Raw genomic sequence first — 24,701 nt, forward strand, 5'->3', positions numbered from 1 at the left:
GCGTCCTGGAGGATTCGAACCTCCGACCGCCTGGTTCGTAGCCAGGTACTCTATCCAGCTGAGCTAAGGACGCGCAGATCTTCTTGCTAAGAAGTTGTGAAGTAAATCACATTCATTTCTTACGAAACAAAAAAAAGGCCATCGGGCCAGTCAATGAATGGCGGTGAAGGAGGGATTCGAACCCTCGATACGGGATAAACCGTATACTCCCTTAGCAGGGGAGCGCCTTCAGCCTCTCGGCCACCTCACCGTTTTCATTGTTATATCTCAAAAGAGATATGGCGCGTCCTGGAGGATTCGAACCTCCGACCGCCTGGTTCGTAGCCAGGTACTCTATCCAGCTGAGCTAAGGACGCACTTTTTGTTGATAAATCAACGTTGCAAGAATGGCGGTGAAGGAGGGATTCGAACCCTCGATACGGGATAAACCGTATACTCCCTTAGCAGGGGAGCGCCTTCAGCCTCTCGGCCACCTCACCGTCTTGCGGAGGCACATATTACGTTTTACCGAAAATATGTCAAACACTTTCTTTGAAAAAATCTACGAAACTGGCTTAACCGTTGCTGATTTAATCAAAGTGACTATTAAACGAACTTTATCACTCTATTATGATGAAAAAAGAGAGTCTTCTCTGAAAAAAAGACATTTATTTTCAAATAACTTTCTGAAGTTCGAATCAACATTATTGATGAATTCACAGCCATACTCAACACAATAGTTTCTGCAAATTTTCAAAAACAGTAAAAACTAAAAAGGCCAACCCTTCGGTTAGCCTTTTTCATTCAAACTAAGCTCTGTAAACAGGAGCGACTTAGTAGTTACCTGAAGCAACGTTGCCATTGCCTTTTTCAGCTTGAATGCGCATGTAGATTTCTTCACGGTGAACTGAAACCTCTTTCGGAGCGTTAACGCCGATACGCACTTGGTTACCTTTAACACCTAGTACAGTTACAGTCACTTCATCACCAATCATCAGTGTTTCGCCTACGCGGCGAGTCAAAATTAGCATTCTTTGCTCCTTGAGTAATCTCTAAATTTTCTTGCTACAAAGCTATTATCCAACAAAAGTTATATTTTCGTAAACTACCTTGTTAGCGAAAATCAGCCTAAAAAGGCATGTTTTTGTTGAATGTTTAATGCTTCACTAGACGTAATGTAAGCATCATGCAGAATGTTTGCTGCTGTATCCACACATTCGGGTGCTAAAACTAGCATCATAGTGAGTGCATTCGTTGCGCTGAAATTGATCTCAATATCTCGCTTTGCCAACAAATCGCATGCGTGCTCTACCATTCCATTGGCCTCAAGCCCCACTGCGGTCAACAGGCTTACCACTTCACTATTACGGATTTTGTCGCTGAACACCAGATCGAACTTGGCACATGCATCTTGTTTTATCATGATACCTGCCCGTTCTGTTTCCTCGATCACATTCCAAATGTCGATACCCAACATCTGACATTGTTTTGTAGCACTAGATAAATGTTCTTTATCGACTTCGATTATGGCAAGGTCACGTTGAATGGCTATACCAGAGACGGCTTGATTGCCTAACTCCCCCTTTACCAGACTGCCTTCATTAACATCAAATGTCGAAAGCACGCGCAGTGGCACATTATTCTTCCATGCAAATTGCACTGAAGGTAAATGTAATACTTTCGCGCCTCGGCTTGCCATCGCTTCCATGGAAGGAAAATCGATAACCGCCAATTTTCGCGCGTTTTTCACTACACGTGGGTCACAAGTATAAATACCATCAACGTCGGTAAAGATTTGACACTCATCAGCGCGCAATGCGCCTGCCAGTGCCACTGCGCTCGTATCTGAGCCACCTCGACCTAATGTGGTGATATCCCCGTTCTCATTCACACCTTGAAAGCCTGCAACAATCACGATTTGGTCTTGCTCAAGCAATCCCAGAATTGTCTTAGTATCAATGTGTTTAATCGTTGCGTCATTGTGTTGATTATCCGTCACAATATTCGCCTGTGCTCCGGTAAGCGAGCGTGCAGCATGACCCAATTTATTGAGTGTCATTGCTAACAGTGCCATTGACACTTGCTCACCAGCAGAGAGCAAAACATCAAGTTCTCGAGCTGTAGGCACGCTATCTATCTGTTTAGCGAGGTCCATCAGTCTGTTTGTTTCGCCTGACATTGCAGACACGACAACAACAACTTGATTGCCATCATTTTTCGCCTTAATGATGTGTTCAGCAACTTGGTGGATTCTTTCAATTGAACCCACTGAGGTTCCGCCAAACTTTTGCACGATAAGGGGCTTTTTCACCAGTCTTCACCTTCCCAAGACCGAAGTCTCTTTAGAACTGCTTACATCGTCAGTATTTCCTATTAGAAAAATTATATAAGCAGTAGTTACAACAAAAACCAAATAGCCTAAATGACTCGGTTAACTTTTGGTCAATTAAACCACTTGGCTGCTAAAAAAAATTACGCTCAATCAAAGAAACTTGATTGAGCGTAATTTTAGTAGTTAAAAGCTTATAAGCGCTCTTCTAACCAAGGCTGAACTGTTTTAATTGCCTCTGGTAGTGCGGCTACATCAGTACCACCAGCTTGAGCCATGTCAGGACGACCACCGCCCTTACCACCGACTTGCTCAGCAATCATCTTAACTAGATCACCAGCTTTTACTTTACCAGTTAGATCTTTAGTCACACCAGCAATCAGGCCAACCTTGTCACCTGTTACGTTGGCAAGCAGTACGACACCAGACCCCATTTGGTTCTTGATGTCATCAACCATAGTACGTAGGTTCTTGCTGTCAGCGCCTTCAAGAGCTGCGACTAGAACTTTTGTACCATTGACTTCAACCGCTTTGCCCATGATGTTAGCGCTTTCTGCTGCCGCCATCTTATCTTTTAGCTTCTGCACTTCTTTCTCTAGCGCTTTTGCTTTCTGTGCAGATTCTGCCAGTTTCTCTTCATACTTCGCGTTTTGAGCTTCAATCGCGTCTAATGCAGCCTCGCCTGTTACCGCCTCAATACGTCGAATACCTGCAGCAATGCCGCTTTCTGAAGTGATTTTGAATAGGCCAATATCACCTGTGCTTGATGCGTGAATACCACCGCAAAGCTCTGTCGAGAAGTCACCCATAGACAGTACGCGTACTTCGTCATCGTACTTCTCGCCGAATAGAGCCATTGCGCCTTTCTTCTTAGCTGACTCAATGTCCATCACGTTGGTTTCAATCGTGTGGTTGCGACGAATTTGCGCGTTAACTAGACGCTCAACTTCTTTCAGTTCTGCTGCAGTTACGGCTTCTAGATGCGAGAAGTCGAAACGTAGGTTGTCTGCCTTCACCAATGAGCCTTTCTGCGTTACGTGCTCACCTAAAACTTGGCGTAGTGCTGCGTGTAGCAAGTGCGTTGCTGAGTGGTTTAGAGAGATAGCTGCGCGACGCTCTGCGTCAACGATAGTTGCTACTTCATCACCTTTCGCTAGAACGCCTTCTGCCATTACACCGTGGTGCGCGATTGCGTTACCTAGTTTTTGAGTGTCCTCAACGTGGAATACACCAGACTCAGTACGGATTTCACCAGCGTCACCACACTGACCGCCTGACTCTGCGTAGAATGGCGTTTCACCAAGTACGATGATTGCTTTGTCGCCCGCAGATAGTGAATCTACTTCGTTGCCTTCAACGAACATCGCAGCTACAGAGCTAGAGCCTTTAGTACCTGTGTAACCACAGAATTCTGTTTGCGTATCAACTTTGATTGCTGCGTTGTAGTCAGTACCAAAGTTACCCGCTTCACGCGCACGTTGACGCTGCTCTTCCATCGCTTTCTCGAAACCTTCTTCGTCGATTGCGAATTCACGCTCACGTGCTACGTCGTTAGTTAAGTCAGCTGGGAAGCCGTAAGTATCGTAAAGTTTAAATACGGTTTCGCCGTCTAGTACTTTACCGTCTAGGTTATCTAGTGCTTCGTTTAGAATCGCCATACCGCGCTCAAGTGTACGACCGAAGTTTTCTTCTTCGATACGCAGTACTTTTTCAACCACAGCTTGTTGACGCTTCAGCTCTTCACCAGCCGTACCCATGATTTCCGCTAGTACACCAACCAGTTTGTGGAAGAATGCACCTTGTGCGCCCAGCTTGTTACCGTGACGAACTGCGCGACGGATAATACGACGTAGAACGTAACCGCGGCCTTCGTTTGAAGGCATAACGCCATCCACGATCAGGAATGAACATGAACGGATGTGGTCAGCGATAACACGTAGTGATTGGTTTGATAGGTCTTCGTAACCGATAACTTCTGCTGCTGCTTTGATAAGAGCTTGGAATACATCGATTTCGTAGTTTGAGTGAACGCCCTGCATGATTGCAGAGATACGCTCGATACCCATACCAGTATCTACCGATGGTTTTGGTAGCGGTTCCATAGTGCCGTCTGCGTGACGGTTGAACTGCATGAATACGTTGTTCCAGATCTCGATGAAACGGTCACCATCTTCTTCAGGCGTGCCAGGACGGCCACCCCAGATGTGCTCACCGTGATCGTAGAAGATTTCAGTACATGGACCACAAGGGCCAGTGTCGCCCATTTGCCAGAAGTTATCAGACTCATACGGCTTGCCGCCTTCTTTATCACCAATGCGAACAATACGATCAGCGGGCACGCCAACTTTCTTGTTCCAGATGTCAAACGCTTCGTCATCGGTTTCGTAAACAGTTACCAATAAACGATCCGCTGGCAGTTTAAGAACTTCGGTTAGGAATTCCCAAGCAAAGGAGATCGCATCTTCTTTGAAGTAATCGCCAAAGCTGAAGTTGCCTAACATTTCAAAGAATGTGTGGTGACGAGCAGTAAAGCCAACATTTTCTAGGTCGTTATGTTTACCACCAGCACGTACGCAACGCTGAGCCGTAGTCGCTCGAGTGTAGGCTCGTTTTTCTAAGCCTAAGAAACAATCTTTAAATTGGTTCATACCTGCGTTTGTGAACAGCAGGGTTGGGTCGTTATGTGGAACTAACGATGAACTTTCTACGATTTGGTGTCCTTTGCTCTCAAAGAACTTGAGGAACGCGTTACGAACCTCATCAGTGCTCATGTACATGCAGCTCTTCCTGAAAATAGTCGAGTTAGAATTTTGCCGTATTGTAGATCATGCAAACAGCTGAGACTAGTTTTCTTGAGGAAAAGAGGGAGTAGGAGAAAAAATTTGAAGCAAAACAAAAATCAGTGCGGACGACTGACCGTTAATCTTCGTCCTCAAAGTTCAGCGCGTAGCTGATTTGGTCAAAACTGTAGCCACGATATTGCAGAAATCGCACCTGTTTAGCGTACTCTTTCTGGTCTTTGGCTTTAATACCTTTGAATTTCTTTTCTGCCGCCTGTTTAGCCAGTTCAAACCAATCTTGCGGCTCTTCAGCCATAGCTTGCTCAATCACCGATTCCGCAACACGCTTCTGGTTTAACTCTTGACGAATTCGACGCTCTCCATGTCCTTTGTATACATGCTGTCTAATTTGACTCTTCGCGTAACGTAAATCATCTAGATAATTATGGTCTAGGCAAAAATTAATTGCGATGTCGATGTCTGATTCTTCATAGCCCTTCATCGATAATTTTTGGTAAAGCTCATACTGACCATGATCGCGACGGCTAAGCAATTGGATAGCTGCCTCTTTGCTCGATAATGTTGGCGCCTGGCGTTTTTGGTACATGATGATCCTAAAAGTATTTTTGCTGTACAGGCTCTCAATGGCCTTTGTGATAATTCGATTTTTGATTTCAATAGATACAACAAAGCCCCGCATTGCAGGGCTTTGTCATTTATTAATCTATGAGAGATTAAAACTCTTCAGCTTGCTCTGGCGCTTCACCAGCTTCAGGCGCTTCCGCAAGTGCTGGCGCTAGCAACATTTCACGCAGTTTTGTATCGATAGTTTTAGCCACTTCAGGGTGCTCACGCAGGTAGTTACACGCATTCGCTTTACCTTGACCAATCTTATCGCCATTGTAGCTATACCAAGCACCGGCTTTTTCAACTAACTTGTGCTTCACACCTAGATCGACAAGTTCACCTTCGCGGTTAAAGCCTTGGCCGTACATGATTTGTGTGTTTGCTTCTTTAAATGGTGCTGCAATCTTATTCTTAACAACTTTGATGCGCGTTTCGTTACCTACGACTTCGTCACCTTCTTTGATTGCGCCAGTACGACGGATATCTAGACGAACAGAAGCGTAGAACTTAAGTGCGTTACCACCTGTTGTTGTTTCTGGGTTACCAAACATCACACCAATCTTCATACGGATTTGGTTGATGAAGATACACATACAGTTAGACTGCTTTAGGTTACCCGTTAGCTTACGCATTGCTTGAGAAAGCATACGTGCTTGCAGACCCATGTGGCTATCGCCCATTTCGCCTTCGATTTCTGCTTTCGGTGTTAGTGCTGCGACAGAGTCGACAACCATAACATCGATAGCACCAGAACGTGCAAGTGCGTCACAGATCTCTAGCGCTTGCTCACCTGTGTCTGGCTGAGAAACTAGCAATGCATCGATATCAACGCCAAGTTTCTTCGCGTATACAGGATCTAGAGCGTGCTCTGCATCGATAAACGCACACGTTTTGCCTTCACGTTGTGCAGCAGCAATAAGCTCAAGGGTTAGCGTTGTTTTACCTGAAGATTCTGGACCGTAGATTTCTACGATACGACCCATTGGTAGACCACCAGCACCCAAAGCGATATCAAGAGAAAGAGAACCCGTTGAGATGGTTTCTACGTCCATTGCGCGGTTATCACCAAGGCGCATGATAGAGCCTTTACCGAATTGCTTTTCAATTTGACCTAGCGCAGCGGCGAGCGCTTTCTGTTTGTTCTCGTCCATTACTTTCTCCGATTTATTCATCTTCTTTGGGCGACGAATAGTAATTCATTTTTCTTAAGCAGAAGAACTGCTCAGCAATGAAAGTTATTATACTGTTGATTCATACAGTGTCCATACCTGTATGAAAAAAATTTGGCTGACCTAAAGTCATGATTTGCTCTAGCCCTTATCAATGCTGGGCTAAAACAATTTAAGAAATTCTAGAGTAGATGTTGATACAATTGAGTCAGCGCATGCTCGACCGCTTTTTTGCGAACTTCTGCACGGTCACCAGTAAAATGCATGGTTTCGACTTGCTGCCAACTTTGGTTATCAGCAAAAGCAAAGCAGACCATGCCGACTGGTTTCTCTTCACTGCCACCACCCGGCCCTGCAATACCACTGATGGACACACCGATGGTCGCATTGGAGTTTTTAATTGCACCCTGTACCATTTCAATCACAACTGGCTCACTCACTGCACCATGCGCTTCTAACGTTGAAGCTTGCACACCAAGCATCTCCATTTTCGCTTCATTACTGTAGGTGACAAACGCACGGTCAAGCCACGCTGAACTACCAGCAATGTCAGTAATGGCGGTTGCAACACCACCACCTGTGCATGATTCTGCGGTCGTTAAAAGATGCCCGTGTTTAGCCAATAATGCGCCTAAATCGGCACTCAATTTTGTTGTTTTTTCCATAGCCAAAATGCCCTTTGTCTCTTTTTACTTGATAGGGATTCACGTATCCTAAGCCGCTACGGAAATAAACAAAAGAACTTACCTGTGAAAGCTGAACAAAAACACACTCCGATGATGCAGCAATACCTCAAGCTAAAAGCTGAGAACCCAGAGATTTTGCTGTTCTACCGCATGGGCGATTTCTACGAACTCTTTTACGATGATGCCAAGCGAGCTTCTCAGCTTCTTGATATTTCATTGACCAAACGTGGTGCGTCTGCAGGTGAACCTATCCCAATGGCGGGTGTGCCATTTCACGCCGTAGAGGGCTACCTGGCAAAACTTGTTCAGCTTGGTGAGTCTGTGGCGATCTGTGAACAGATTGGCGATCCGGCCACCAGCAAGGGCCCAGTAGAACGTAAAGTTGTGCGTATCGTGACACCAGGTACAGTGACGGATGAGGCGCTGCTTTCTGAGCGTGTCGATAACTTAATCGCAGCAATTTACCATCACAACGGTAAGTTCGGTTATGCGACGCTGGATGTCACCTCTGGTCGCTTCCAACTGACAGAACCAGAAACTGAAGAAGCGATGACAGCCGAGCTTCAACGTACCGCACCACGTGAGCTACTGTTCCCAGAAGATTTTGAACCTGTACATTTAATGGCGAGCCGCAATGGTAACCGTCGTCGCCCAGTCTGGGAGTTTGAGCTTGATACGGCTAAGCAACAACTCAATCAACAATTTGGCACAAAAGATCTGGTTGGTTTTGGTGTAGAACATGCGTCCTTAGGGCTGTGTGCTGCTGGTTGTTTGATCCAGTACGTAAAAGATACTCAACGTACGGCTTTACCTCATATTCGCTCTTTAACGTTTGATCATCAGGATCAATCCGTCATCCTTGATGCTGCTACCCGACGTAATCTGGAAATTACTCAAAATCTAGCAGGCGGAACCGATAACACGCTCGCTGCAGTACTCGACCATTGTGCAACACCGATGGGCAGCCGAATGCTGAAGCGTTGGTTGCATCAGCCTATGCGTTGCATTGAAACGTTAAACAATCGTCTTGATGCGATTGGTGAGATTAAAGAACAAGCTCTGTTTGCCGATCTTCAACCAACGTTAAAGCAAATTGGTGATATTGAACGTATCTTAGCGCGCCTTGCATTACGCTCTGCTCGCCCTCGCGATATGGCTAGACTTCGCAATGCCATGCAACAGCTACCAGAGCTAGAATCTGTCACCGCTTCTTTGACCCATCCGTACCTAACGAAATTGGCGAAGTATGCAGCTCCGATTGACGAAGTATGTGACCTGTTAGAGCGCGCGATTAAAGAAAATCCGCCGGTTGTTATTCGTGATGGTGGCGTCATCGCTGAAGGCTACAATGCGGAGCTCGATGAATGGCGAAAATTGGCAGACGGTGCAACAGAATATCTTGAGCAGCTTGAGCGAGATGAGCGTGAACGACACGGTATCGATACGCTTAAAGTAGGCTACAACAACGTTCATGGCTTCTTTATCCAAGTAAGCCGTGGCCAGAGCCATTTGGTTCCACCGCATTATGTACGTCGCCAAACACTCAAAAACGCTGAACGCTACATCATCCCAGAGCTTAAGGAACACGAAGACAAAGTACTTAACTCGAAATCTAAAGCGTTAGCACTTGAGAAACAGTTGTGGGAAGAACTGTTTGATCTATTGATGCCAAACCTTGAGAAGCTGCAAAACCTAGCTTCTGCCCTGTCTCAACTGGATGTATTACAAAACCTAGCAGAGCGTGCAGATTCGTTAGATTACTGCCGCCCAACGCTTGTGAAAGACGCAGGAATTCACATTCAAGCTGGTCGTCATCCAGTCGTAGAACAAGTAACAACAGAGCCGTTCATCGCGAACCCAATTGAGCTTAACCCAACCCGTAAGATGTTGATCATCACCGGTCCAAACATGGGTGGTAAATCAACCTACATGCGTCAAACTGCGCTGATTGCATTGATGGCACATATCGGCTCTTATGTACCGGCAGAATCCGCACAGATTGATTCTTTAGATCGTATATTTACTCGTATTGGTGCGTCAGATGATCTTGCATCTGGCCGCTCGACCTTCATGGTAGAAATGACCGAAACAGCCAATATTCTTCACAACGCAACTAAGAACAGTTTGGTGCTAATGGATGAAATCGGACGCGGTACTAGTACTTACGACGGTCTCTCTTTAGCTTGGGCAAGTGCGGAATGGCTCGCAACACAAATTGGTGCGATGACCCTATTTGCAACTCACTACTTCGAATTAACAGAGTTACCGAACCAACTGCCAAGCTTAGCGAACGTTCACTTGGATGCCGTAGAACATGGAGACAGCATTGCCTTTATGCACGCAGTTCAAGAAGGTGCGGCAAGTAAGTCTTACGGCTTGGCTGTTGCGGGCTTAGCTGGCGTACCAAAAACGGTCATCAAAAATGCGCGTAACAAGCTATCTCAGCTAGAGCTACTGGGGCAAAACAGTGACACACCGCGTCCAAGTGCAGTAGATGTGGCCAACCAGTTGAGCCTGATTCCAGAGCCTAGCGAGGTCGAACAAGCTCTGTCAGGTATTGATCCTGACGACTTAACGCCACGCCAAGCTCTTGAAGAGCTGTATCGCTTGAAGAAGATGCTGTAAACAGACTCACACCGACGAGCAAAAAAGAAAAAAGGCTATGGGGAACCATAGCCTTTTGTGTATCTAGTGAAATACGGATTACTTAATCGTCTTCTACGTTAAACAAGTTTTCCATATTCAAACCTTGTTTGATTAGGACTTCACGAAGACGACGTAAACCTTCCACTTGTATTTGACGTACTCGCTCACGTGTCAGACCAATCTCTCGACCAACTTCTTCCAGCGTCGAAGGCTCGTAGCCTAGTAGGCCGAAGCGACGTGCAAGCACTTCTTTCTGTTTCGGATTCAACTCTTCTAACCAATGAATCAACGATGATTTGATGTCGTCATCTTGAGTCGAAACTTCTGGATCAGAGTTGTTTGCATCAGGAATAATATCCAGCAGCGCTTTCTCACCGTCACCACCGATTGGCGTGTCGACAGAGCTAATACGCTCATTAAGGCGTAACATTTTGCTTACGTCTTCGACTGGAATATCTAATTGAGCAGCAATTTCTTCTGCGGTCGGTTCGTGATCGAGCTTTTGAGAAAGTTCACGCGCAGTACGCAGATAAATGTTCAGCTCTTTCACTACGTGGATAGGTAGACGGATCGTGCGAGTTTGGTTCATCAACGCTCGCTCTATCGTTTGTCGGATCCACCATGTTGCGTAAGTAGAGAAACGGAAACCACGTTCTGGGTCGAATTTTTCGACCGCTCGGATCAAGCCGAGGTTACCTTCTTCAATCAGATCGAGTAGTGCTAGACCACGGTTACTGTATCGACGAGAAATCTTAACAACCAAACGTAGGTTACTTTCGATCATACGTTTGCGTGCCGCTTCGTCGCCACGTAGGGAGCGTCTTGCGTAAAGCACTTCTTCTTCGGCAGTAAGTAAAGGTGAGAAGCCAATTTCGCCCAAATACAACTGAGTTGCATCTAAGCTTTTACTGCTCGCGTCAAATTCTTCACGCGCAGTCGCTTTGCTTTCTGTGGATGATGATCTTTCGAGTTCGTTATCAATGGTCTTCACTGACGCATTGTCAAATGCAAACTCTTCAACTTTGGTTACTGTGTTGCTGATACTCATAACGCCTCCCCCTGGCGAGTTAGCAAGACATGACAACTCAATATGTCGCTAAATGATGTCGCAAGTTGTTTTTCAAAGTTTTAAGGCAAATAGCGTTTTGGATTCACTGATTTACCTTGATAGCGAATTTCAAAGTGTAGTTTGACCGACTTTGCACCTGAACTACCCATGGTGGCGATTTTTTGTCCGCTTTTTACGCTTTGTCCTTCTGTGACCAGCAGTTTGTCATTATGTGCGTATGCGCTTAAATAATTGTCGTTATGCTTTACTATAATTAAGTTGCCATAACCTCGTAGCGCATTGCCTGAATAAACGACTGTGCCGGCTGCGGTTGAAACGATAGGTTGACCACGCTGTCCTGCGATGTCGATACCTTTATTTCCCTGTTCTCCCGCCGAAAAGTTCTTGATTACTCTCCCTTTTGTTGGCCACAACCACTTTGAGACTTTATCACTCTTTGCTGTGGTAGTTGGCGCTTTTTGCTTCACTTTTTGGTTATCTTTTGAACCAACATACTCCTTTGTTTTCGATTGTTCAACCTTCTTTGGAGGCTGTTTTTGTACGACTTTAGGCTTAGTCTCTGTAGGTTTTTGACTAGAGTTTTTACTCGAAGGTTTAGGTTTAGAGGCTGTTGATGTTTTCGTCACTGGAGCTGGGGGTGTCGTAACAACAGGAGCCACAACGGGTTCAACTTTTTGACCATATTTAGGGGCGACATATTTCGGAGCCCAAAGTTTTAGCCTCTGTCCTGGGTAGATAGTGTAAGGCTGAGTTAACTCATTGTAACGAACAAGATCATTTACATCTTTATCTGTGACATAAGCTATGAAGTAAAGTGTATCGCCTTTTTTTACCTCATAATAACTCCCTCTGTAACTCCCTCTTTCAAGGCTTGAATAGTCTTTTTTTAGGCTAGAGACAGGTGCAGGGGAATGCGCTGCACAACCAACTAGTCCTGCAGCAAACACAAAGCTAATACTAATATGACGTAGTAACTTATTCACCTATCCCTAACCCTTAAGCTAAATCACCCGCAACCAGAGGTACGAACCGAACCATTTCTACAACGGTAGAGAGATATTCGTCTCCCTTACGCTCTATTTTTAATAACTGTTGTTCCGTATCTCCAACAGGAATGACCATTTTGCCGCCATCTCTTAATTGTGAGAGAAGAGCTTGGGGAATCACTTCAGCGGCAGCGGTAACAATGATAGCATCGAAAGGACCTCTCGCTTCCCAGCCCTGCCACCCATCAGCATGCTTAGTTGAAACATTGTAAATATCCAATTGCTTCAGGCGACGCTTTGCTTCCCATTGCAACGATTTAATTCGCTCAACGGAGTATACATGATCAACAATTTGCGCCAGTACCGCAGTTTGATAACCCGATCCCGTTCCGATTTCCAGAACACGACTCGCCGGTTCTAGCTCAAGCAACTCGGTCATACGAGCAACGATATAAGGCTGAGAAATAGTTTGTCCCTGACCAATTGGTAACGCATTGTTATCATAGGCTTGGTGCATCATCGCTTGAGAAACAAAGCTTTCTCGTGGCAAGCGTTGGATAGCATCCAAAACTCTTTGGTCTTTGATGCCACTGGAGATAAGAAACGCTATCAACCTGTCAGCATGTGGGTTACTCATTACTTCTCTTCCTTTAACCAACTATCCATAGCACGCAGCGACTCGTGAGCGGTGAGATCAACTTGCAGAGGCGTCATTGAAACTCGGCCATGCTCAATTGCATAAAAGTCCGTGCCCTCTCCTGCATCTTGCTCCTTTCCTGGTGGCCCTAACCAATAAATGTCATGGCCTCTCGGATCTTTCTGCTTGATCATATTCTCTGCGTGATGACGTGCACCTAAACGCGTAACTTCAATTTCACCTAAATTCTCTGATGGTAAGTCAGGCACGTTTACGTTCAGTAGACGATTCGTTGGAATCGGCGACGCTAAATGCTGTTGTACAATTTGACGTGCAATTTTAGCGGCGGATTCGAAATGTCGCTTACCCACTAGTGAAAAAGCCACCGACTGAACGCCAAGGAAATGACCTTCCATGGCGGCTGCTACTGTTCCAGAATAAAGAACATCATCACCCAAATTAGCGCCATGGTTGATTCCTGACAGAACAAGATCAGGCAAATCATCTTTCATTAGCTCATTCAGCGCGAAATGCACACAATCCGTGGGCGTGCCTTGCACTGAGTAGATATTTGGGGCAATTTCAGTCACGCGTAATGGTTGTTCTAATGTGAGTGAATTCGAAGCACCTGAACGATTTCGATCAGGTGCGACAATGGTCACTTCGGCGATATCTCTCAACTCATCAGCGAGGGCATGAATCCCTTGTGCATGAACACCATCATCATTGCTGATTAAGACTCTTAAGGGCTTCGGGTTTCGTGAATCCTGTTCCATTAGTATTCTCTTTCTACTTCAACCTCATTAACTAACTCACGAACAATAGAGGTCGCAAAAGATCCCGCATCCAGTGAGAAAGTCAGCGTAATGTTGTTACCTTCAACCGTCCAAGCTAAATCTTTTGGCTTCAGCGCAATATCGCGACGATCGTGGCGCATGCGATTACCACGAATCAGCGCCATGAGGTCAGGCTCTTCGTCTAAAAACGGTTGCTCTAATGCCAGAGCCTCGGCTTGAGTAGGCAGTGCATTATCGCCAGCAAGCGCAGCGGTAATTGCCGCTTCACCTTGTGCAAATTGCACTTGCAAATCAGTGATGTTGTTTGCATCAATCAACTGAGTGCCAGAATTCGTCTGTGCAATGTCACCATCAATGAACTTATCAAACACACAATTCTCTAGACGAGCTGAAACGATGCGGTTGAAAATCCACGAACGAGCCGCTGATAAATACATGCTTCGCTTGTTTTGATTGCGGGTACGAACGTTTTCGCGTCCCCATCGACGTGCTTCTTCAAGGTTGTTGCCATCGTTACCAAAACGCTGACTACCAAAGTAGTTTGGCACGCCAACTTGTTTCACTTTTTCAAGACGTTGCTCTACATCCGCTATATCTGTCACTTCAGACAAAGTAACCACGAACTCGTTCCCTACTAGGTCACCAGGACGCAGTTTTTTATTGTGACGATCTGTTGCAAGGATTTCGATACTTGGGTATTGAGCCAAAAACGCTGAAAAATCTGGCGTTTCACCTTTTGGTAAATGGACACTTAACCACTGTTCCGTCACCGCATGACGGTCTTTAAGACCCGCCCAGCTAACGTCTTTCGACTTAACACCACAGGCTTTTGCTAACTCGTTAGCAACGAAGCTGGTGTTCTCGCCCGTTTTACGGATACGAACCATTAAGTGCTCGCCTTCGCCCGTAAAGGCAAAACCTAAATCTTCGCGAACCTGAAAATGCTCTGGCTGCGCTTTAATTTTTGCCGATGCAACTGGCTTACCCGTTAGGTAAGCCAATGAAGATAAAATGTCTGACATGATGTGTTTCCGCTGATATCACAGCTTAGAGGAGCAAATTGCTAGTTATTGCTTAAACAGAAGTACAACGGCTTCCGTTGCAATGCCTTCTTTGCGTCCAGTAAAACCGAGACGTTCTGTCGTCGTCGCTTTTACGTTAATGTTACTAATGTCGGTTTCTAGGTCTTCGGCTATCGCCGCACACATTGCGTCAATGTGTGGTGCCATTTTAGGCGCTTGTGCCATGATGGTTACATCAGCATTGCCAAGACGGTAGCCTTGCTCTTTAACTCGACGGTAAACGTCTTTCAGTAATTCACGACTGTTTGCGCCTTTCCATTTATCATCCGTATCTGGGAAATGACGACCAATATCGCCGGCAGCAATCGCGCCCAGCAGAGCATCCGTTAACGCATGCAACGCTACATCGCCATCTGAGTGAGCAATCAAACCTTGCTCATAAGGGATTGCTACACCACCAATAATGACTGGGCCTTCACCACCGAATTTATGTACATCGAAACCATGACCAATTCGAATCATTTTCTATCCTTTCTCTTTATTCGCCGCGCTCACGGCTTAGATAAAACTCGGCTAACGCAAGATCTTCTGGCTGAGTGATTTTTATATTGTTCGCATTCCCTTGAACTAAGGCTGGCTTCTCGCCTAGCCATTCCAAAGCCGAGGCTTCATCGGTAATGGTTACACCCTGTTCTAATGCGTCAGCCAGTGCTTGAGTAAGCTGCTGAGTTTTAAACATTTGTGGAGTCAGTGCATGCCACAATGCTTCTCTATCTACCGTATGATCGATATCTTGTACTGCGTTTGCTCGCTTCATTGTATCTCTCACAGGAGATGCGAGAATGCCACCCGTTGAGTGAGCGCAGCAAATATCAATCAAACGGTCAATGTCGGACGTTAATACACATGGCCTTGCAGCGTCGTGAACTAATACCCACTCGCTTTCCAGATGCTCATTGACATAGTTTAGCCCTGATAACACAGAGTCTGCTCTTTCTTTACCACCAGCTACACGAATCACATCTGGGCGCTTAGCAATGGACAATTCTGGGTAATATGGGTCGCCGTCAGTAATGGCAACGACAACCTTAGAAATATTTGGGTGAGAAAGCAGTTTCTCTACGGTATGTTCCAGTACCGCCTTACCTTCGATCAATAAATATTGCTTAGGGCGATCTGCCTTCATTCTGCTACCCACACCAGCAGCAGGCACAATTGCGATATGCGATGAGTTCATATCCAACATTTTAATGGTTTTCCTCACCTATAATGCGGTAAAAAGTCTCGCCATCTTTAACTAAACCGAGCTCATGACGCGCACGTTCTTCAATCGCATCAAGACCTTGCCTTAAATCATCAATCTCAGCGAACATTTCATTGTTGCGAGCTTGTAGCTTGCTGTTCACTTGTTGCTGAACTTCAATTTCATCTTTTACTGTGTAGTAGTCAGACACTCCGTTTTTACCAAACCATAGAGTGTATTGAAGCAAGCCAAACAGTAGCGTAAGGGCTATAACAAAGATTCGCATATCGCTGCTAACATTCTGTACCGGAAGGAATTAGATAAGGTGACATATATAGCATAAATGCGAGGTTGCCTCTAGGGGAGAAAGGGAGACTCACACGCTCCTTACAAGAAATAAGCAGCAAAATGAAACAAGCTCATGGGAAGCGAACCTTACCCATGACCAAAGTAAGAGCCCAAAATACAAATCTATAAATACAAAAAAAACGCCGTAGCGAGGGTTTCAAAAAGCTATTTAGCGAAACTTTACTCAATAAGAATTAAGCTTGATCTTTAACTTCTTTGAGACCGCTTACTTGAAACATGGAGGAGTGCGCTTCCGTTATATAAAAAACACCCCGCCAAGGCAGGGTGTTTTAAAAGCTTTAAGTTAAGCTGCTAATTCAGTGAAGAATTAAGCTTGACCTTTAACTTCTTTAAGACCGTTGAAAGGAGCGCGCTCACCTAGAGCTTCCTCGATACGGATTAGCTGGTTGTACTTAGCAACACGGTCAGAACGGCTCATAGAACCAGTTTTGATTTGACCTGCAGCTGTACCTACCGCTAGGTCAGCGATAGTTGCATCTTCAGTTTCGCCAGAACGGTGAGAGATTACTGCTGTGTAACCTGCGTCTTTAGCCATCTTGATTGCAGCTAGAGTCTCAGTTAGAGAACCGATTTGGTTGAACTTGATAAGGATAGAGTTAGCTACGCCTTTCTCGATACCTTCAGCAAGGATCTTAGTGTTAGTAACGAATAGATCGTCACCTACTAGTTGAAGCTTGTCACCTAGTAGTTCAGTTTGGTGCTTGAAGCCATCCCAGTCAGACTCGTCTAGACCGTCTTCGATAGAAACGATTGGGAATTGGTTAGCTAGCTCAGCTAGGTAGTGGTTGAACTCTTCAGAAGTGAAAGTTTTACCTTCGCCTTTCATGTTGTAGATGCCAGCTTCTTTGTCGAAGAACTCAGATGCAGCACAGTCCATAGCTAGAGTAACGTCTTTACCTAGTTCGTAACCAGCAGCTGCAACAGCTTCTGCGATAACTTCTAGAGCTTCAGCGTTAGATTTAAGGTTAGGAGCGAAACCACCTTCATCACCAACTGCAGTGCTGTAGCCTTTAGACTTAAGAACTTTAGCTAGGTTGTGGAATACTTCTGCACCGATACGTAGACCTTCTTTAAGAGTCTTAGCGCCAACTGGTTGGATCATGAACTCTTGGATGTCAACGTTGTTGTCTGCGTGCTCACCACCGTTGATGATGTTCATCATTGGTAGAGGCATAGAGAACTGACCTGCAGTGCCGTTTAGCTCAGCGATGTGCTCGTATAGAGGCATGCCTTTCGCAGCAGCAGCAGCTTTAGCGTTTGCTAGAGAAACAGCTAGGATAGCGTTAGCACCGAATTTAGATTTGTTTTCAGTGCCGTCTAGTTCGATCATTACTGCGTCGATTGCAGCTTGGTCTTTAGCGTCTTTGCCAACTAGAGCTTCAGCGATTGGGCCGTTTACAGCTTCAACTGCTTTAAGAACACCTTTACCTAGGAAACGTGCTTTGTCACCGTCACGTAGCTCAAGAGCTTCTCGAGAACCAGTAGATGCGCCAGATGGAGCTGCCGCCATACCTACGAAACCGCCTTCTAGGTGTACTTCAGCTTCTACAGTTGGGTTACCACGTGAGTCGATGATTTCACGACCTAGAACTTTAACGATCTTAGACATTAATGTTTCCTCTCGTTTCAAATATAAATGTCAATCTTAAAGGGCAGCAGCACAACCTTCGCCGCCGCCCGTATCCTTTTACTTCTCGAATTCGCCGCGTGCGTTTTGGCCCGCAGCCTTAACAAAACCTGCAAACAATGGATGTCCATCGCGAGGAGTCGAGGTGAATTCTGGGTGGAACTGAGCCGCTACAAACCATGGGTGAGCTGGGTTCTCAATCATTTCCACTAACTTCTTGTCCGCAGATAGACCTGATACTTTTAGGCCTGCTTTTTCGATTTGCGGACGAAGCACGTTATTCACTTCGTAACGGTGACGGTGACGTTCATGGATCGTCGCGCTACCGTACAGTTCACGAGCTTTAGTCCCTTTCTCTAGGTGACACAGCTGTGAACCAAGACGCATCGTACCGCCTAGGTCAGACTTTTCAGTACGCTCTTCTACGCTACCTGATTCGTCTACCCACTCTGTGATCAAACCTACCACAGGGTACTTAGTCTCTTTGTTAAATTCTGTTGAATGTGCACCTTCCATACCCGCAACGTTACGCGCGTATTCGATTAGTGCAACTTGCATACCCAAACAAATACCTAGGTAAGGCACGTTATTTTCACGTGCATATTGAGCCGCACGGATCTTGCCTTCAATACCACGATCGCCGAAGCCACCTGGTACTAGGATTGCGTCCAAACCTTCTAGAAGTTCAACGCCTTTTGTTTCGATATCTTGTGAGTCTACATACTTAATTGTGACGCTTAGGCGGTTTTTCAAGCCAGCGTGTTTAAGCGCTTCGTTCACAGATTTGTATGCATCTGGTAATTCAATGTATTTACCAACCATACCGATGGTTACTTCACCAGTAGGATTTGCTTCTTCGTAGATAACCTGTTCCCATTCAGAAAGGTCTGCTTCAGGAGCAGTAATACCAAAGCGAGCACACACAAGGTCATCTAGCCCTTGAGATTTAATCAACTGAGGGATCTTGTAGATAGAGTCTACATCCTTCATTGAAATTACTGCTTTTTCTGGAACATTACAGAACAGTGCGATTTTTTTACGCTCATTCGCAGGAATAACGCGATCGCTACGGCAAACTAGGATATCTGGCTGAATACCGATAGATAGAAGTTCTTTTACAGAGTGTTGCGTCGGCTTAGTTTTCACTTCGCCCGCTGCCGCTAGGTAAGGAACAAGTGTTAGGTGCATGAACATTGCGCGCTCACGGCCTAGCTCAACAGCTAGCTGACGAATCGCTTCCATAAATGGTAGTGATTCGATATCACCAACAGTACCGCCAACTTCAACAATAGCCACATCATGGCCTTCAGAACCTGCAATAACGCGATCTTTGATTGCGTTAGTGATATGAGGGATAACTTGAATAGTTGCGCCTAGGTAGTCACCACGACGTTCTTTACGAAGTACGTCGGCATAAACACGACCTGCAGTGAAGTTGTTACGCTTGGTCATCTTGGTACGGATGAAACGCTCGTAGTGACCAAGGTCAAGGTCAGTCTCTGCGCCATCTTCTGTAACGAACACTTCACCGTGCTGAGTAGGGCTCATTGTGCCCGGATCAACGTTGATGTAAGGGTCAAGCTTCATCATAGTCACTTTAAGACCACGAGCTTCTAGAATAGCCGCAAGAGATGCTGCTGCAATACCTTTACCTAGAGAGGATACAACCCCGCCAGTAACAAAAATGTAATTTGTCGTCATGTTTAACCTGAAATTGGTTGAATGAGGGAAATGGAGTGCTTCTGGACGGGAGATAAATATACCAGAAGCTCCTTACCGCCACAACGTGAAATCTATCACACCGTAATTTTTTATTTTTTGCTTCAAATCAAAGTGAGCAAAGACAAACCAAAGTCCGTTTTCGTGTAACCAAACAAGCTGACCTTATATTATGTATTCTGCCAGTTTACCTCTGCCTCGATTCTTCTTGTTTTACTTCATCCCAAAAATGGTCAAGTTCTGATAAAGAACAATCTGTAAGTACTTTGCCTGACTGCTGGACCTTGCCTTCAACTTGTTTAAAACGTCGCGCAAACTTTACGTTTGCTTTTCCTAGCGCGACTTCTGGGTTTTTATCAAGGTGGCGAGCCAAATTGACAGTCGCAAATAGCAAATCACCGAGCTCCAACTCAACTTTCTCTTCATCGGGCTGAACTTGCAGTGCCTCTTCCATGACTTCGTCAATTTCTTCTCGTACTTTATCGACAACCGGGCCAAGTGAATCCCAATCAAACCCAAATTTTGCACATTTTTTCTGAATTTTTGTAGCACGAGAAAGTGCCGGTAAAGAGTTTGGTATTGAGTCTAGGATACTTTCTTCCGCTTTGCCTACTAGGGCTTTTTCTTTTGCTTTTTCCGCTTCCCAGTTCGCGTTAATTTCCTCGTCAGATTCAAACTCAACATCTGAAAAAACATGCGGGTGGCGACGAGTCAGTTTTTCGTTCACGGTTTCGACGACATCCGAAAAGTCGAACAGCTCTTGCTCTTTCGCTAGCTGACTGTAAAAAATCACCTGAAACAACAAATCCCCTAGCTCTTCTTTTAGATTGGGCCAATCTCGATTTTGAATCGCGTCCACCACCTCGTAGGTTTCTTCTATTGTATGCGGAACGATGGTGTCAAAGGTTTGTTTTAAGTCCCAAGGGCAACCGTTTTCTGGGTCACGCAACTTCGCCATGATTTGTTCTAATTGTTCAATTGGATGACTCATTTTTTGTTCCTTTAAACCTTTCTACTAAAGAAAAAGGTGAGCGGCCAAAACCACTCACCTTCTACATTATATTTTCTCAGCAGCTTTCACTAAGTAATTGTTACTTTGACAAGGCAACAAGTTTTCGCGACTCCTGAGCATAGCTCGCCTATGTGATGAGCCTGGGCCGGCACTCCGGAGTGCGTGCAGTCAACAACGCTACAACGATAACTATGACGAGAGTTTTAGCCGAGGCGTTTCACCGTCATGACATCCTTGATCTGTTCCACACGCTTCGAAACCCGCGAAAGCACCTCAATATTGGTGACTTCTAGGTCAAAGTCCATGATGGCAAGTTGACGTCTGTAGTCGACTCGGTTCTTCATACTGGTCACTTTGATCTTTTCGTTGGCGAACAGTGTCGTAATGTCTTTGAGTAGACCACCTCGCTCCATCGCTTCAACACGCACGGTGAGGATGTATGACCCCACAAAGCCGCTGCCCCAGACTGTATCGATGATGCGCTCTGGCGCATGATGGCGCAGTTCTTCTAACTGTTCACAGTCACTACGGTGTACTGAAATCCCACGACCTTGCGTTATGTAACCAGAGATATCGTCACCTGGAATTGGCTGACAGCAACGAGCTAGATGTGTCATTAGGTTATCGACGCCTTCTACTACAACTGCGTCTTTTTTCGGTCGGCTTTGCGCGGGTGATTTATGCTCAGCTTCTTGCAGTTTTTCCAGTGCTTGCTGGTCTTCTTCCTCTGCCGTTGGCTTGTTAACTAACGCGTTGATATGGTTAATTATTTGGTTGATGCGCAAATCACCGCTACCTACACCAACATACAATTCATCTGGTGTTTTGACGTTAAACCGCTTGAGGGCGTAATGCTCTGCATCTTTTAACGTTGCGCCAATTTTGGCTAACTCATGCTCAAGGATTTCACGACCTGCTTCAAGGTTCTTCTCACGGCTTTGTTTTCGGAACCAGGCGTTAATTTTGGCACGCGCACGACCAGAATGAACGAAGCCTAATGATGGGTTTAACCAGTCACGTGATGGGTTAGGTTCTTTCTGAGTGATAATCTCGACTTGGTCACCCATATGTAATTTATGCGTGAACGGCACAATACGACCTCCGACTTTGGCACCGATACAACGGTGTCCCACTTCGGAGTGAATGTGATAGGCAAAATCTAGCGGCGTTGCCCCCATTGGCAAATCGACAACATCACCACGTGGTGTAAAGGCATAAACACGGTCATCAAAGACTTGGCTACGCAGCTCATCGAGCATTTCGCCAGAGTCAGACATTTCTTCTTGCCAATCCAGTAGCTTACGCAGCCACGTGATCTTCTCATCATAACCGCTTCGGCTGCTTGCCCCTTCTTTATATTTCCAGTGCGCGGCAACACCCAGCTCCGACTCTTCATGCATTTGCTTGGTACGAATCTGGATCTCGATGGTTTTGCCTTCTGGCCCTAGAATTACGGTGTGGATCGATTGATAACCGTTTGGTTTAGGGTTAGCAACGTAGTCATCAAACTCGCTCGGTAGGTGCTTGTATTTGGTGTGAACTACACCCAAAGCCGCGTAACAGTCTTGCAGTTTGTCTGCGATGATACGTACTGCTCGAACATCAAACAGCTCATCGAATGCCAAACTCTTCTTCTGCATTTTTCGCCAAATGCTGTAGATGTGCTTAGGTCGACCACTCACTTCGGCATTGATGCCCGACACTTCCATTTCGTGCGTGAGGTCTTCAACAAAGTCTTTGATGTACTGTTCACGAACGATGCGTCGCTCAGAAAGCTGCTTGGCAATTTGTTTGTAAGTTTCCGGCTGTTGGTAGCGGAAAGCGTAATCTTCAATTTCCCATTTCAGCTGACCGATGCCTAATCGGTTTGCTAGCGGCGCATAGATGTTGGCACACTCTTTTGCCGCCGCACGTCGAACTTCATCAGGCGCTTTTTTAACTTCAATAAGGTTACAAATTCGCTCCGCAAGCTTGATAACCACGCAGCGGAAGTCATCCACCATGGCAAGCAGCATGCGGCGTACGTTATCTACCTGAGATGACGCTGCACTGCCTTCCATGTTGACGTTGAGTTGGCCAATAGCAGCCATTTCTTCAACGCCGTCGATTAATTTTATGATTTCTTTGCTGTATTTCTCTTCCAGAATTTCTCTGTTAAAAGCACCACTTGAAACCAAAGGAAACAGTTGAGCAGCCACTAAAGTGGCTTGATCCATAGACAAGGTGATCAAAATTTCGATCATTTCTCGTCCACGCCACAACAACAGCTCCGCTTGCTCGTTATCAGCTAATACCGTCTGGCAATCTCGATATACTTCGATTAAGCGTGAAGCTGTGTTTTTCTCTTGTCCTAGGCTAGCCACCCAGTTTTCGAGTTCAAACTGTTCATCTTGGTTTAAATGCGCGCTTCTTACCGCAACCATCTCATCATCCTAATTATTATATTCGTGTGGTTTGACTAACACCGTCCAGGTTAGTTCTTTTTACCGCGCGTACACGCTGGCTTTATGACCACCCACCACAAATAAGGGGTCAAAGTCCTAAAGTTAGGACTTTTCAAACAATGCCATCGATTCTAGATGACTGGTATGAGGGAACATGTCCAGCATACCTAATTTAGTTAATTTATAGCCTTGCTCTATCAAGCTTTGACTATCCCTAGCAAGGGTAGCAGGATTACAAGAAACATAAACTACACGCTGTGCGCCAAGCTCAGAAACTTGATCGATGATCCCACTCGCTCCCGCGCGTGCCGGGTCTAATAATACTTTATCAAACCGCTCTGCGGCCCAGGCTTGGCCTTCAAAATCTTGCTCAAGGTTAGCGTGATAAAATTGCGCGTTATTGATTTGGTTCAAAGATGCATTGTTTGTGGCTTTTTCTACCATCTCTGCAACACCCTCTACTCCAACCACGTACTTAGCTAATTTCGCAACTGGTAAACTAAAGTTGCCTAAACCACAGAACAAATCTAACACTCGGTCACTCTTTTGTGGGTCTAACCACTCAACCGCTTGTTTGACCATTTGTTGGTTTACACCTTGGTTTACTTGAATAAAGTTATTTGGTGCAAAAGGGATTTTCACTCCAACTTCTTGATAAAAAGGCATATCGCCTTCGATAAGGTCTAATTGTTCTGTCGATGGCATTAAGTACAACGATGCGCCATGACGTTTTGCCAACTCCGTTAGAGATTGAGTTTCACTCGTTGTCAGAGCGCTCAAGTGGCGCAGCGTAATACACGGCCCATTATCACCAAGTACCAGCTCTACATGACCCAATTGTTCAGGCTTTTTGAACGCTTTTAGCGCTGAGTAAATCTCTGGCAGCAAAACATTCAGTTCCGGTGCCAGCACTGGGCAATCGGTCACTTGCGCAATTTGCTTACTCTGCTTTTTACGGAAACCAAAATGTAGCTGACGTGTTTTTTTATCAACAAACAAGCTCACTCTCGCACGGCGACGGTAGGCCTGCGAATATCCCAATAACGGGGCATCTAGTTCAATGTCACTGCCTGAAAATTTTCGCATTAGCTGACGCAACGTTTGCTGTTTGTACGTCAATTGTTGGCCATAATCTAGATGCTGCAAATCACAGCCACCGCACTCGTGATAATGTGGGCAAAATGGCTCCACACGAGCTTCACTCGGCTTAAGGATTTTAATCAACTTACCGCGGGCGAACTTGCTCTTTTCTTCCACCAATTGAGTGACCACCTCCTCACCCGGCAGTGCTCCATCGATAAACAATGGCTTCTTTTTGAGGTAAGCAATGCCTGCGCCGTGGTGATCTAAACGCTCTACTTGCACTGCTTGATGCCGAGTATTGAGTTGGGTTTTCTTTTTCGGTTGAAAGATGCGTGCCATGCTCTATGCCTGATTTATATGTAATTGCTCTTCGGCTTCACTATTCTTGATTGCAGCCGTTGTGTGATTCGAGTGACTTGATTATGCTTACCGTTTATTCGGTGACGTCACTTCTTTGCTCAAGGCTTTATCGTGCGC

The 24,701-nt window shown here is 45.6% G+C and carries 20 protein-coding genes and 4 tRNA genes; 1 reads left to right on the forward strand and 23 read right to left on the reverse strand.

Annotated features, from left to right (window positions below; translation table 11 throughout):
- The 10 genes from R7M92_RS18750 to pncC all read right to left on the reverse strand — a co-directional run bounded on the left by R7M92_RS18750 (nucleotide 1) and on the right by pncC (nucleotide 7,549).
- A tRNA-Arg gene (locus tag R7M92_RS18750) sits at nucleotides 1–73 on the reverse strand.
- 85 nt (nucleotides 74–158) lie between these two features.
- Nucleotides 159–250 (reverse strand) — tRNA-Ser (locus tag R7M92_RS18755).
- A gap of 29 nt (nucleotides 251–279) precedes the next feature.
- Nucleotides 280–356, reverse strand: a tRNA-Arg gene (locus R7M92_RS18760).
- A gap of 31 nt (nucleotides 357–387) precedes the next feature.
- Nucleotides 388–479 (reverse strand) — tRNA-Ser (locus R7M92_RS18765).
- A 333-nt stretch (nucleotides 480–812) separates the two neighbouring features.
- The gene (gene csrA / locus R7M92_RS18770; RefSeq protein ID WP_004415691.1) at nucleotides 813–1,010 is read right to left on the reverse strand and encodes a carbon storage regulator CsrA; all 198 of its coding nucleotides are present in this window, start codon (nucleotides 1,008–1,010) and stop codon (nucleotides 813–815) included.
- A 92-nt stretch (nucleotides 1,011–1,102) separates the two neighbouring features.
- The gene (locus R7M92_RS18775) at nucleotides 1,103–2,290 is read right to left on the reverse strand and encodes an aspartate kinase (protein WP_005383803.1); all 1,188 of its coding nucleotides are present in this window, start codon (nucleotides 2,288–2,290) and stop codon (nucleotides 1,103–1,105) included.
- Between the two features lie 212 nt (nucleotides 2,291–2,502).
- Complete coding sequence (gene alaS / locus R7M92_RS18780) at nucleotides 2,503–5,085, reverse strand: alanine--tRNA ligase (RefSeq protein ID WP_171344530.1); 2,583 nt, start codon at nucleotides 5,083–5,085, stop codon at nucleotides 2,503–2,505.
- A gap of 142 nt (nucleotides 5,086–5,227) precedes the next feature.
- Nucleotides 5,228–5,695: a recombination regulator RecX gene (gene recX, locus R7M92_RS18785; protein ID WP_005383799.1), complete on the reverse strand. Its 468-nt coding sequence runs from the start codon at nucleotides 5,693–5,695 to the stop codon at nucleotides 5,228–5,230.
- A gap of 127 nt (nucleotides 5,696–5,822) precedes the next feature.
- Entirely contained in the window at nucleotides 5,823–6,866 is a 1,044-nt protein-coding gene (gene recA, locus R7M92_RS18790) for a recombinase RecA (RefSeq protein ID WP_005380874.1), read from the reverse strand.
- A gap of 200 nt (nucleotides 6,867–7,066) precedes the next feature.
- The gene (pncC, locus tag R7M92_RS18795; protein WP_017633544.1) at nucleotides 7,067–7,549 is read right to left on the reverse strand and encodes a nicotinamide-nucleotide amidase; all 483 of its coding nucleotides are present in this window, start codon (nucleotides 7,547–7,549) and stop codon (nucleotides 7,067–7,069) included.
- Nucleotides 7,550–7,633: 84 nt separating this feature from the next.
- Here pncC and mutS point away from each other — a divergent pair, with 84 nt between their 5' ends.
- Entirely contained in the window at nucleotides 7,634–10,195 is a 2,562-nt protein-coding gene (gene mutS / locus R7M92_RS18800) for a DNA mismatch repair protein MutS (RefSeq protein WP_318133982.1), read from the forward strand.
- 82 nt (nucleotides 10,196–10,277) lie between these two features.
- Here mutS and rpoS read toward each other — a convergent pair whose 3' ends face one another.
- The 13 genes from rpoS to rlmD all read right to left on the reverse strand — a co-directional run bounded on the left by rpoS (nucleotide 10,278) and on the right by rlmD (nucleotide 24,563).
- On the reverse strand, nucleotides 10,278–11,264 hold the full coding sequence (gene rpoS / locus R7M92_RS18805) for an RNA polymerase sigma factor RpoS (protein ID WP_318133984.1): 987 nt from the start codon (nucleotides 11,262–11,264) through the stop codon (nucleotides 10,278–10,280).
- An 80-nt stretch (nucleotides 11,265–11,344) separates the two neighbouring features.
- The gene (locus R7M92_RS18810) at nucleotides 11,345–12,268 is read right to left on the reverse strand and encodes a peptidoglycan DD-metalloendopeptidase family protein (RefSeq protein WP_170897439.1); all 924 of its coding nucleotides are present in this window, start codon (nucleotides 12,266–12,268) and stop codon (nucleotides 11,345–11,347) included.
- Nucleotides 12,269–12,281: 13 nt separating this feature from the next.
- Entirely contained in the window at nucleotides 12,282–12,908 is a 627-nt protein-coding gene (locus R7M92_RS18815) for a protein-L-isoaspartate(D-aspartate) O-methyltransferase (protein ID WP_005380892.1), read from the reverse strand.
- On the reverse strand, nucleotides 12,908–13,684 hold the full coding sequence (surE, locus tag R7M92_RS18820) for a 5'/3'-nucleotidase SurE (RefSeq protein WP_005380894.1): 777 nt from the start codon (nucleotides 13,682–13,684) through the stop codon (nucleotides 12,908–12,910). Before surE ends, R7M92_RS18815 begins: the two co-directional genes overlap by 1 nt.
- The gene (gene truD, locus R7M92_RS18825; RefSeq protein ID WP_017821624.1) at nucleotides 13,684–14,727 is read right to left on the reverse strand and encodes a tRNA pseudouridine(13) synthase TruD; all 1,044 of its coding nucleotides are present in this window, start codon (nucleotides 14,725–14,727) and stop codon (nucleotides 13,684–13,686) included. The genes surE and truD overlap by 1 nt, the downstream gene beginning before the upstream one ends.
- 45 nt (nucleotides 14,728–14,772) lie before the next feature.
- A complete protein-coding gene (ispF, locus tag R7M92_RS18830; RefSeq protein WP_005380896.1) occupies nucleotides 14,773–15,249 on the reverse strand; it encodes a 2-C-methyl-D-erythritol 2,4-cyclodiphosphate synthase in 477 nt (158 codons plus the stop codon).
- A gap of 16 nt (nucleotides 15,250–15,265) precedes the next feature.
- Complete coding sequence (ispD, locus tag R7M92_RS18835; RefSeq protein ID WP_318133986.1) at nucleotides 15,266–15,973, reverse strand: 2-C-methyl-D-erythritol 4-phosphate cytidylyltransferase; 708 nt, start codon at nucleotides 15,971–15,973, stop codon at nucleotides 15,266–15,268.
- Nucleotide 15,974: 1 nt separating this feature from the next.
- Nucleotides 15,975–16,256: a cell division protein FtsB gene (gene ftsB / locus R7M92_RS18840; RefSeq protein ID WP_005380907.1), complete on the reverse strand. Its 282-nt coding sequence runs from the start codon at nucleotides 16,254–16,256 to the stop codon at nucleotides 15,975–15,977.
- 390 nt (nucleotides 16,257–16,646) lie between these two features.
- Nucleotides 16,647–17,948 (reverse strand): phosphopyruvate hydratase, encoded by a 1,302-nt coding sequence (gene eno / locus R7M92_RS18845; RefSeq protein WP_005383785.1) that lies wholly within the window; start codon nucleotides 17,946–17,948, stop codon nucleotides 16,647–16,649.
- Between the two features lie 78 nt (nucleotides 17,949–18,026).
- On the reverse strand, nucleotides 18,027–19,667 hold the full coding sequence (locus R7M92_RS18850) for a CTP synthase (RefSeq protein ID WP_021034029.1): 1,641 nt from the start codon (nucleotides 19,665–19,667) through the stop codon (nucleotides 18,027–18,029).
- Between the two features lie 205 nt (nucleotides 19,668–19,872).
- Nucleotides 19,873–20,676, reverse strand: coding sequence for a nucleoside triphosphate pyrophosphohydrolase (gene mazG / locus R7M92_RS18855; RefSeq protein WP_005383780.1), 804 nt, complete (start codon nucleotides 20,674–20,676; stop codon nucleotides 19,873–19,875).
- Nucleotides 20,677–20,900: 224 nt separating this feature from the next.
- On the reverse strand, nucleotides 20,901–23,120 hold the full coding sequence (gene relA, locus R7M92_RS18860; protein WP_005380915.1) for a GTP diphosphokinase: 2,220 nt from the start codon (nucleotides 23,118–23,120) through the stop codon (nucleotides 20,901–20,903).
- Between the two features lie 123 nt (nucleotides 23,121–23,243).
- Nucleotides 23,244–24,563 (reverse strand): 23S rRNA (uracil(1939)-C(5))-methyltransferase RlmD, encoded by a 1,320-nt coding sequence (gene rlmD / locus R7M92_RS18865; RefSeq protein ID WP_315956582.1) that lies wholly within the window; start codon nucleotides 24,561–24,563, stop codon nucleotides 23,244–23,246.
- Nucleotides 24,564–24,701: the final 138 nt, after the last annotated feature.

Origin of the sequence: Vibrio sp. Vb2880, assembly GCF_033337975.1 — a bacterium.
GTDB lineage: Bacteria > Pseudomonadota > Gammaproteobacteria > Enterobacterales > Vibrionaceae > Vibrio > Vibrio alginolyticus.

Coding starts and splice junctions, on each gene's coding strand:
- alaS (WP_171344530.1), bottom strand. CDS start 5,085: ATGTACATGAGCACTGATGAGGTTCGTAACGCGTTCCTCAAGTTCTTT.
- ispF (WP_005380896.1), bottom strand. CDS start 15,249: ATGATTCGAATTGGTCATGGTTTCGATGTACATAAATTCGGTGGTGAA.
- R7M92_RS18815 (WP_005380892.1), bottom strand. CDS start 12,908: ATGAGTAACCCACATGCTGACAGGTTGATAGCGTTTCTTATCTCCAGT.
- mazG (WP_005383780.1), bottom strand. CDS start 20,676: ATGAGTCATCCAATTGAACAATTAGAACAAATCATGGCGAAGTTGCGT.
- eno (WP_005383785.1), bottom strand. CDS start 17,948: ATGTCTAAGATCGTTAAAGTTCTAGGTCGTGAAATCATCGACTCACGT.
- csrA (WP_004415691.1), bottom strand. CDS start 1,010: ATGCTAATTTTGACTCGCCGCGTAGGCGAAACACTGATGATTGGTGAT.
- ftsB (WP_005380907.1), bottom strand. CDS start 16,256: ATGCGAATCTTTGTTATAGCCCTTACGCTACTGTTTGGCTTGCTTCAA.
- pncC (WP_017633544.1), bottom strand. CDS start 7,549: ATGGAAAAAACAACAAAATTGAGTGCCGATTTAGGCGCATTATTGGCT.
- relA (WP_005380915.1), bottom strand. CDS start 23,120: ATGGTTGCGGTAAGAAGCGCGCATTTAAACCAAGATGAACAGTTTGAA.
- R7M92_RS18850 (WP_021034029.1), bottom strand. CDS start 19,667: ATGACGACAAATTACATTTTTGTTACTGGCGGGGTTGTATCCTCTCTA.
- surE (WP_005380894.1), bottom strand. CDS start 13,684: ATGGAACAGGATTCACGAAACCCGAAGCCCTTAAGAGTCTTAATCAGC.
- recX (WP_005383799.1), bottom strand. CDS start 5,695: ATGTACCAAAAACGCCAGGCGCCAACATTATCGAGCAAAGAGGCAGCT.
- recA (WP_005380874.1), bottom strand. CDS start 6,866: ATGGACGAGAACAAACAGAAAGCGCTCGCCGCTGCGCTAGGTCAAATT.
- rpoS (WP_318133984.1), bottom strand. CDS start 11,264: ATGAGTATCAGCAACACAGTAACCAAAGTTGAAGAGTTTGCATTTGAC.
- truD (WP_017821624.1), bottom strand. CDS start 14,727: ATGTCAGACATTTTATCTTCATTGGCTTACCTAACGGGTAAGCCAGTT.
- ispD (WP_318133986.1), bottom strand. CDS start 15,973: ATGTTGGATATGAACTCATCGCATATCGCAATTGTGCCTGCTGCTGGT.
- rlmD (WP_315956582.1), bottom strand. CDS start 24,563: ATGGCACGCATCTTTCAACCGAAAAAGAAAACCCAACTCAATACTCGG.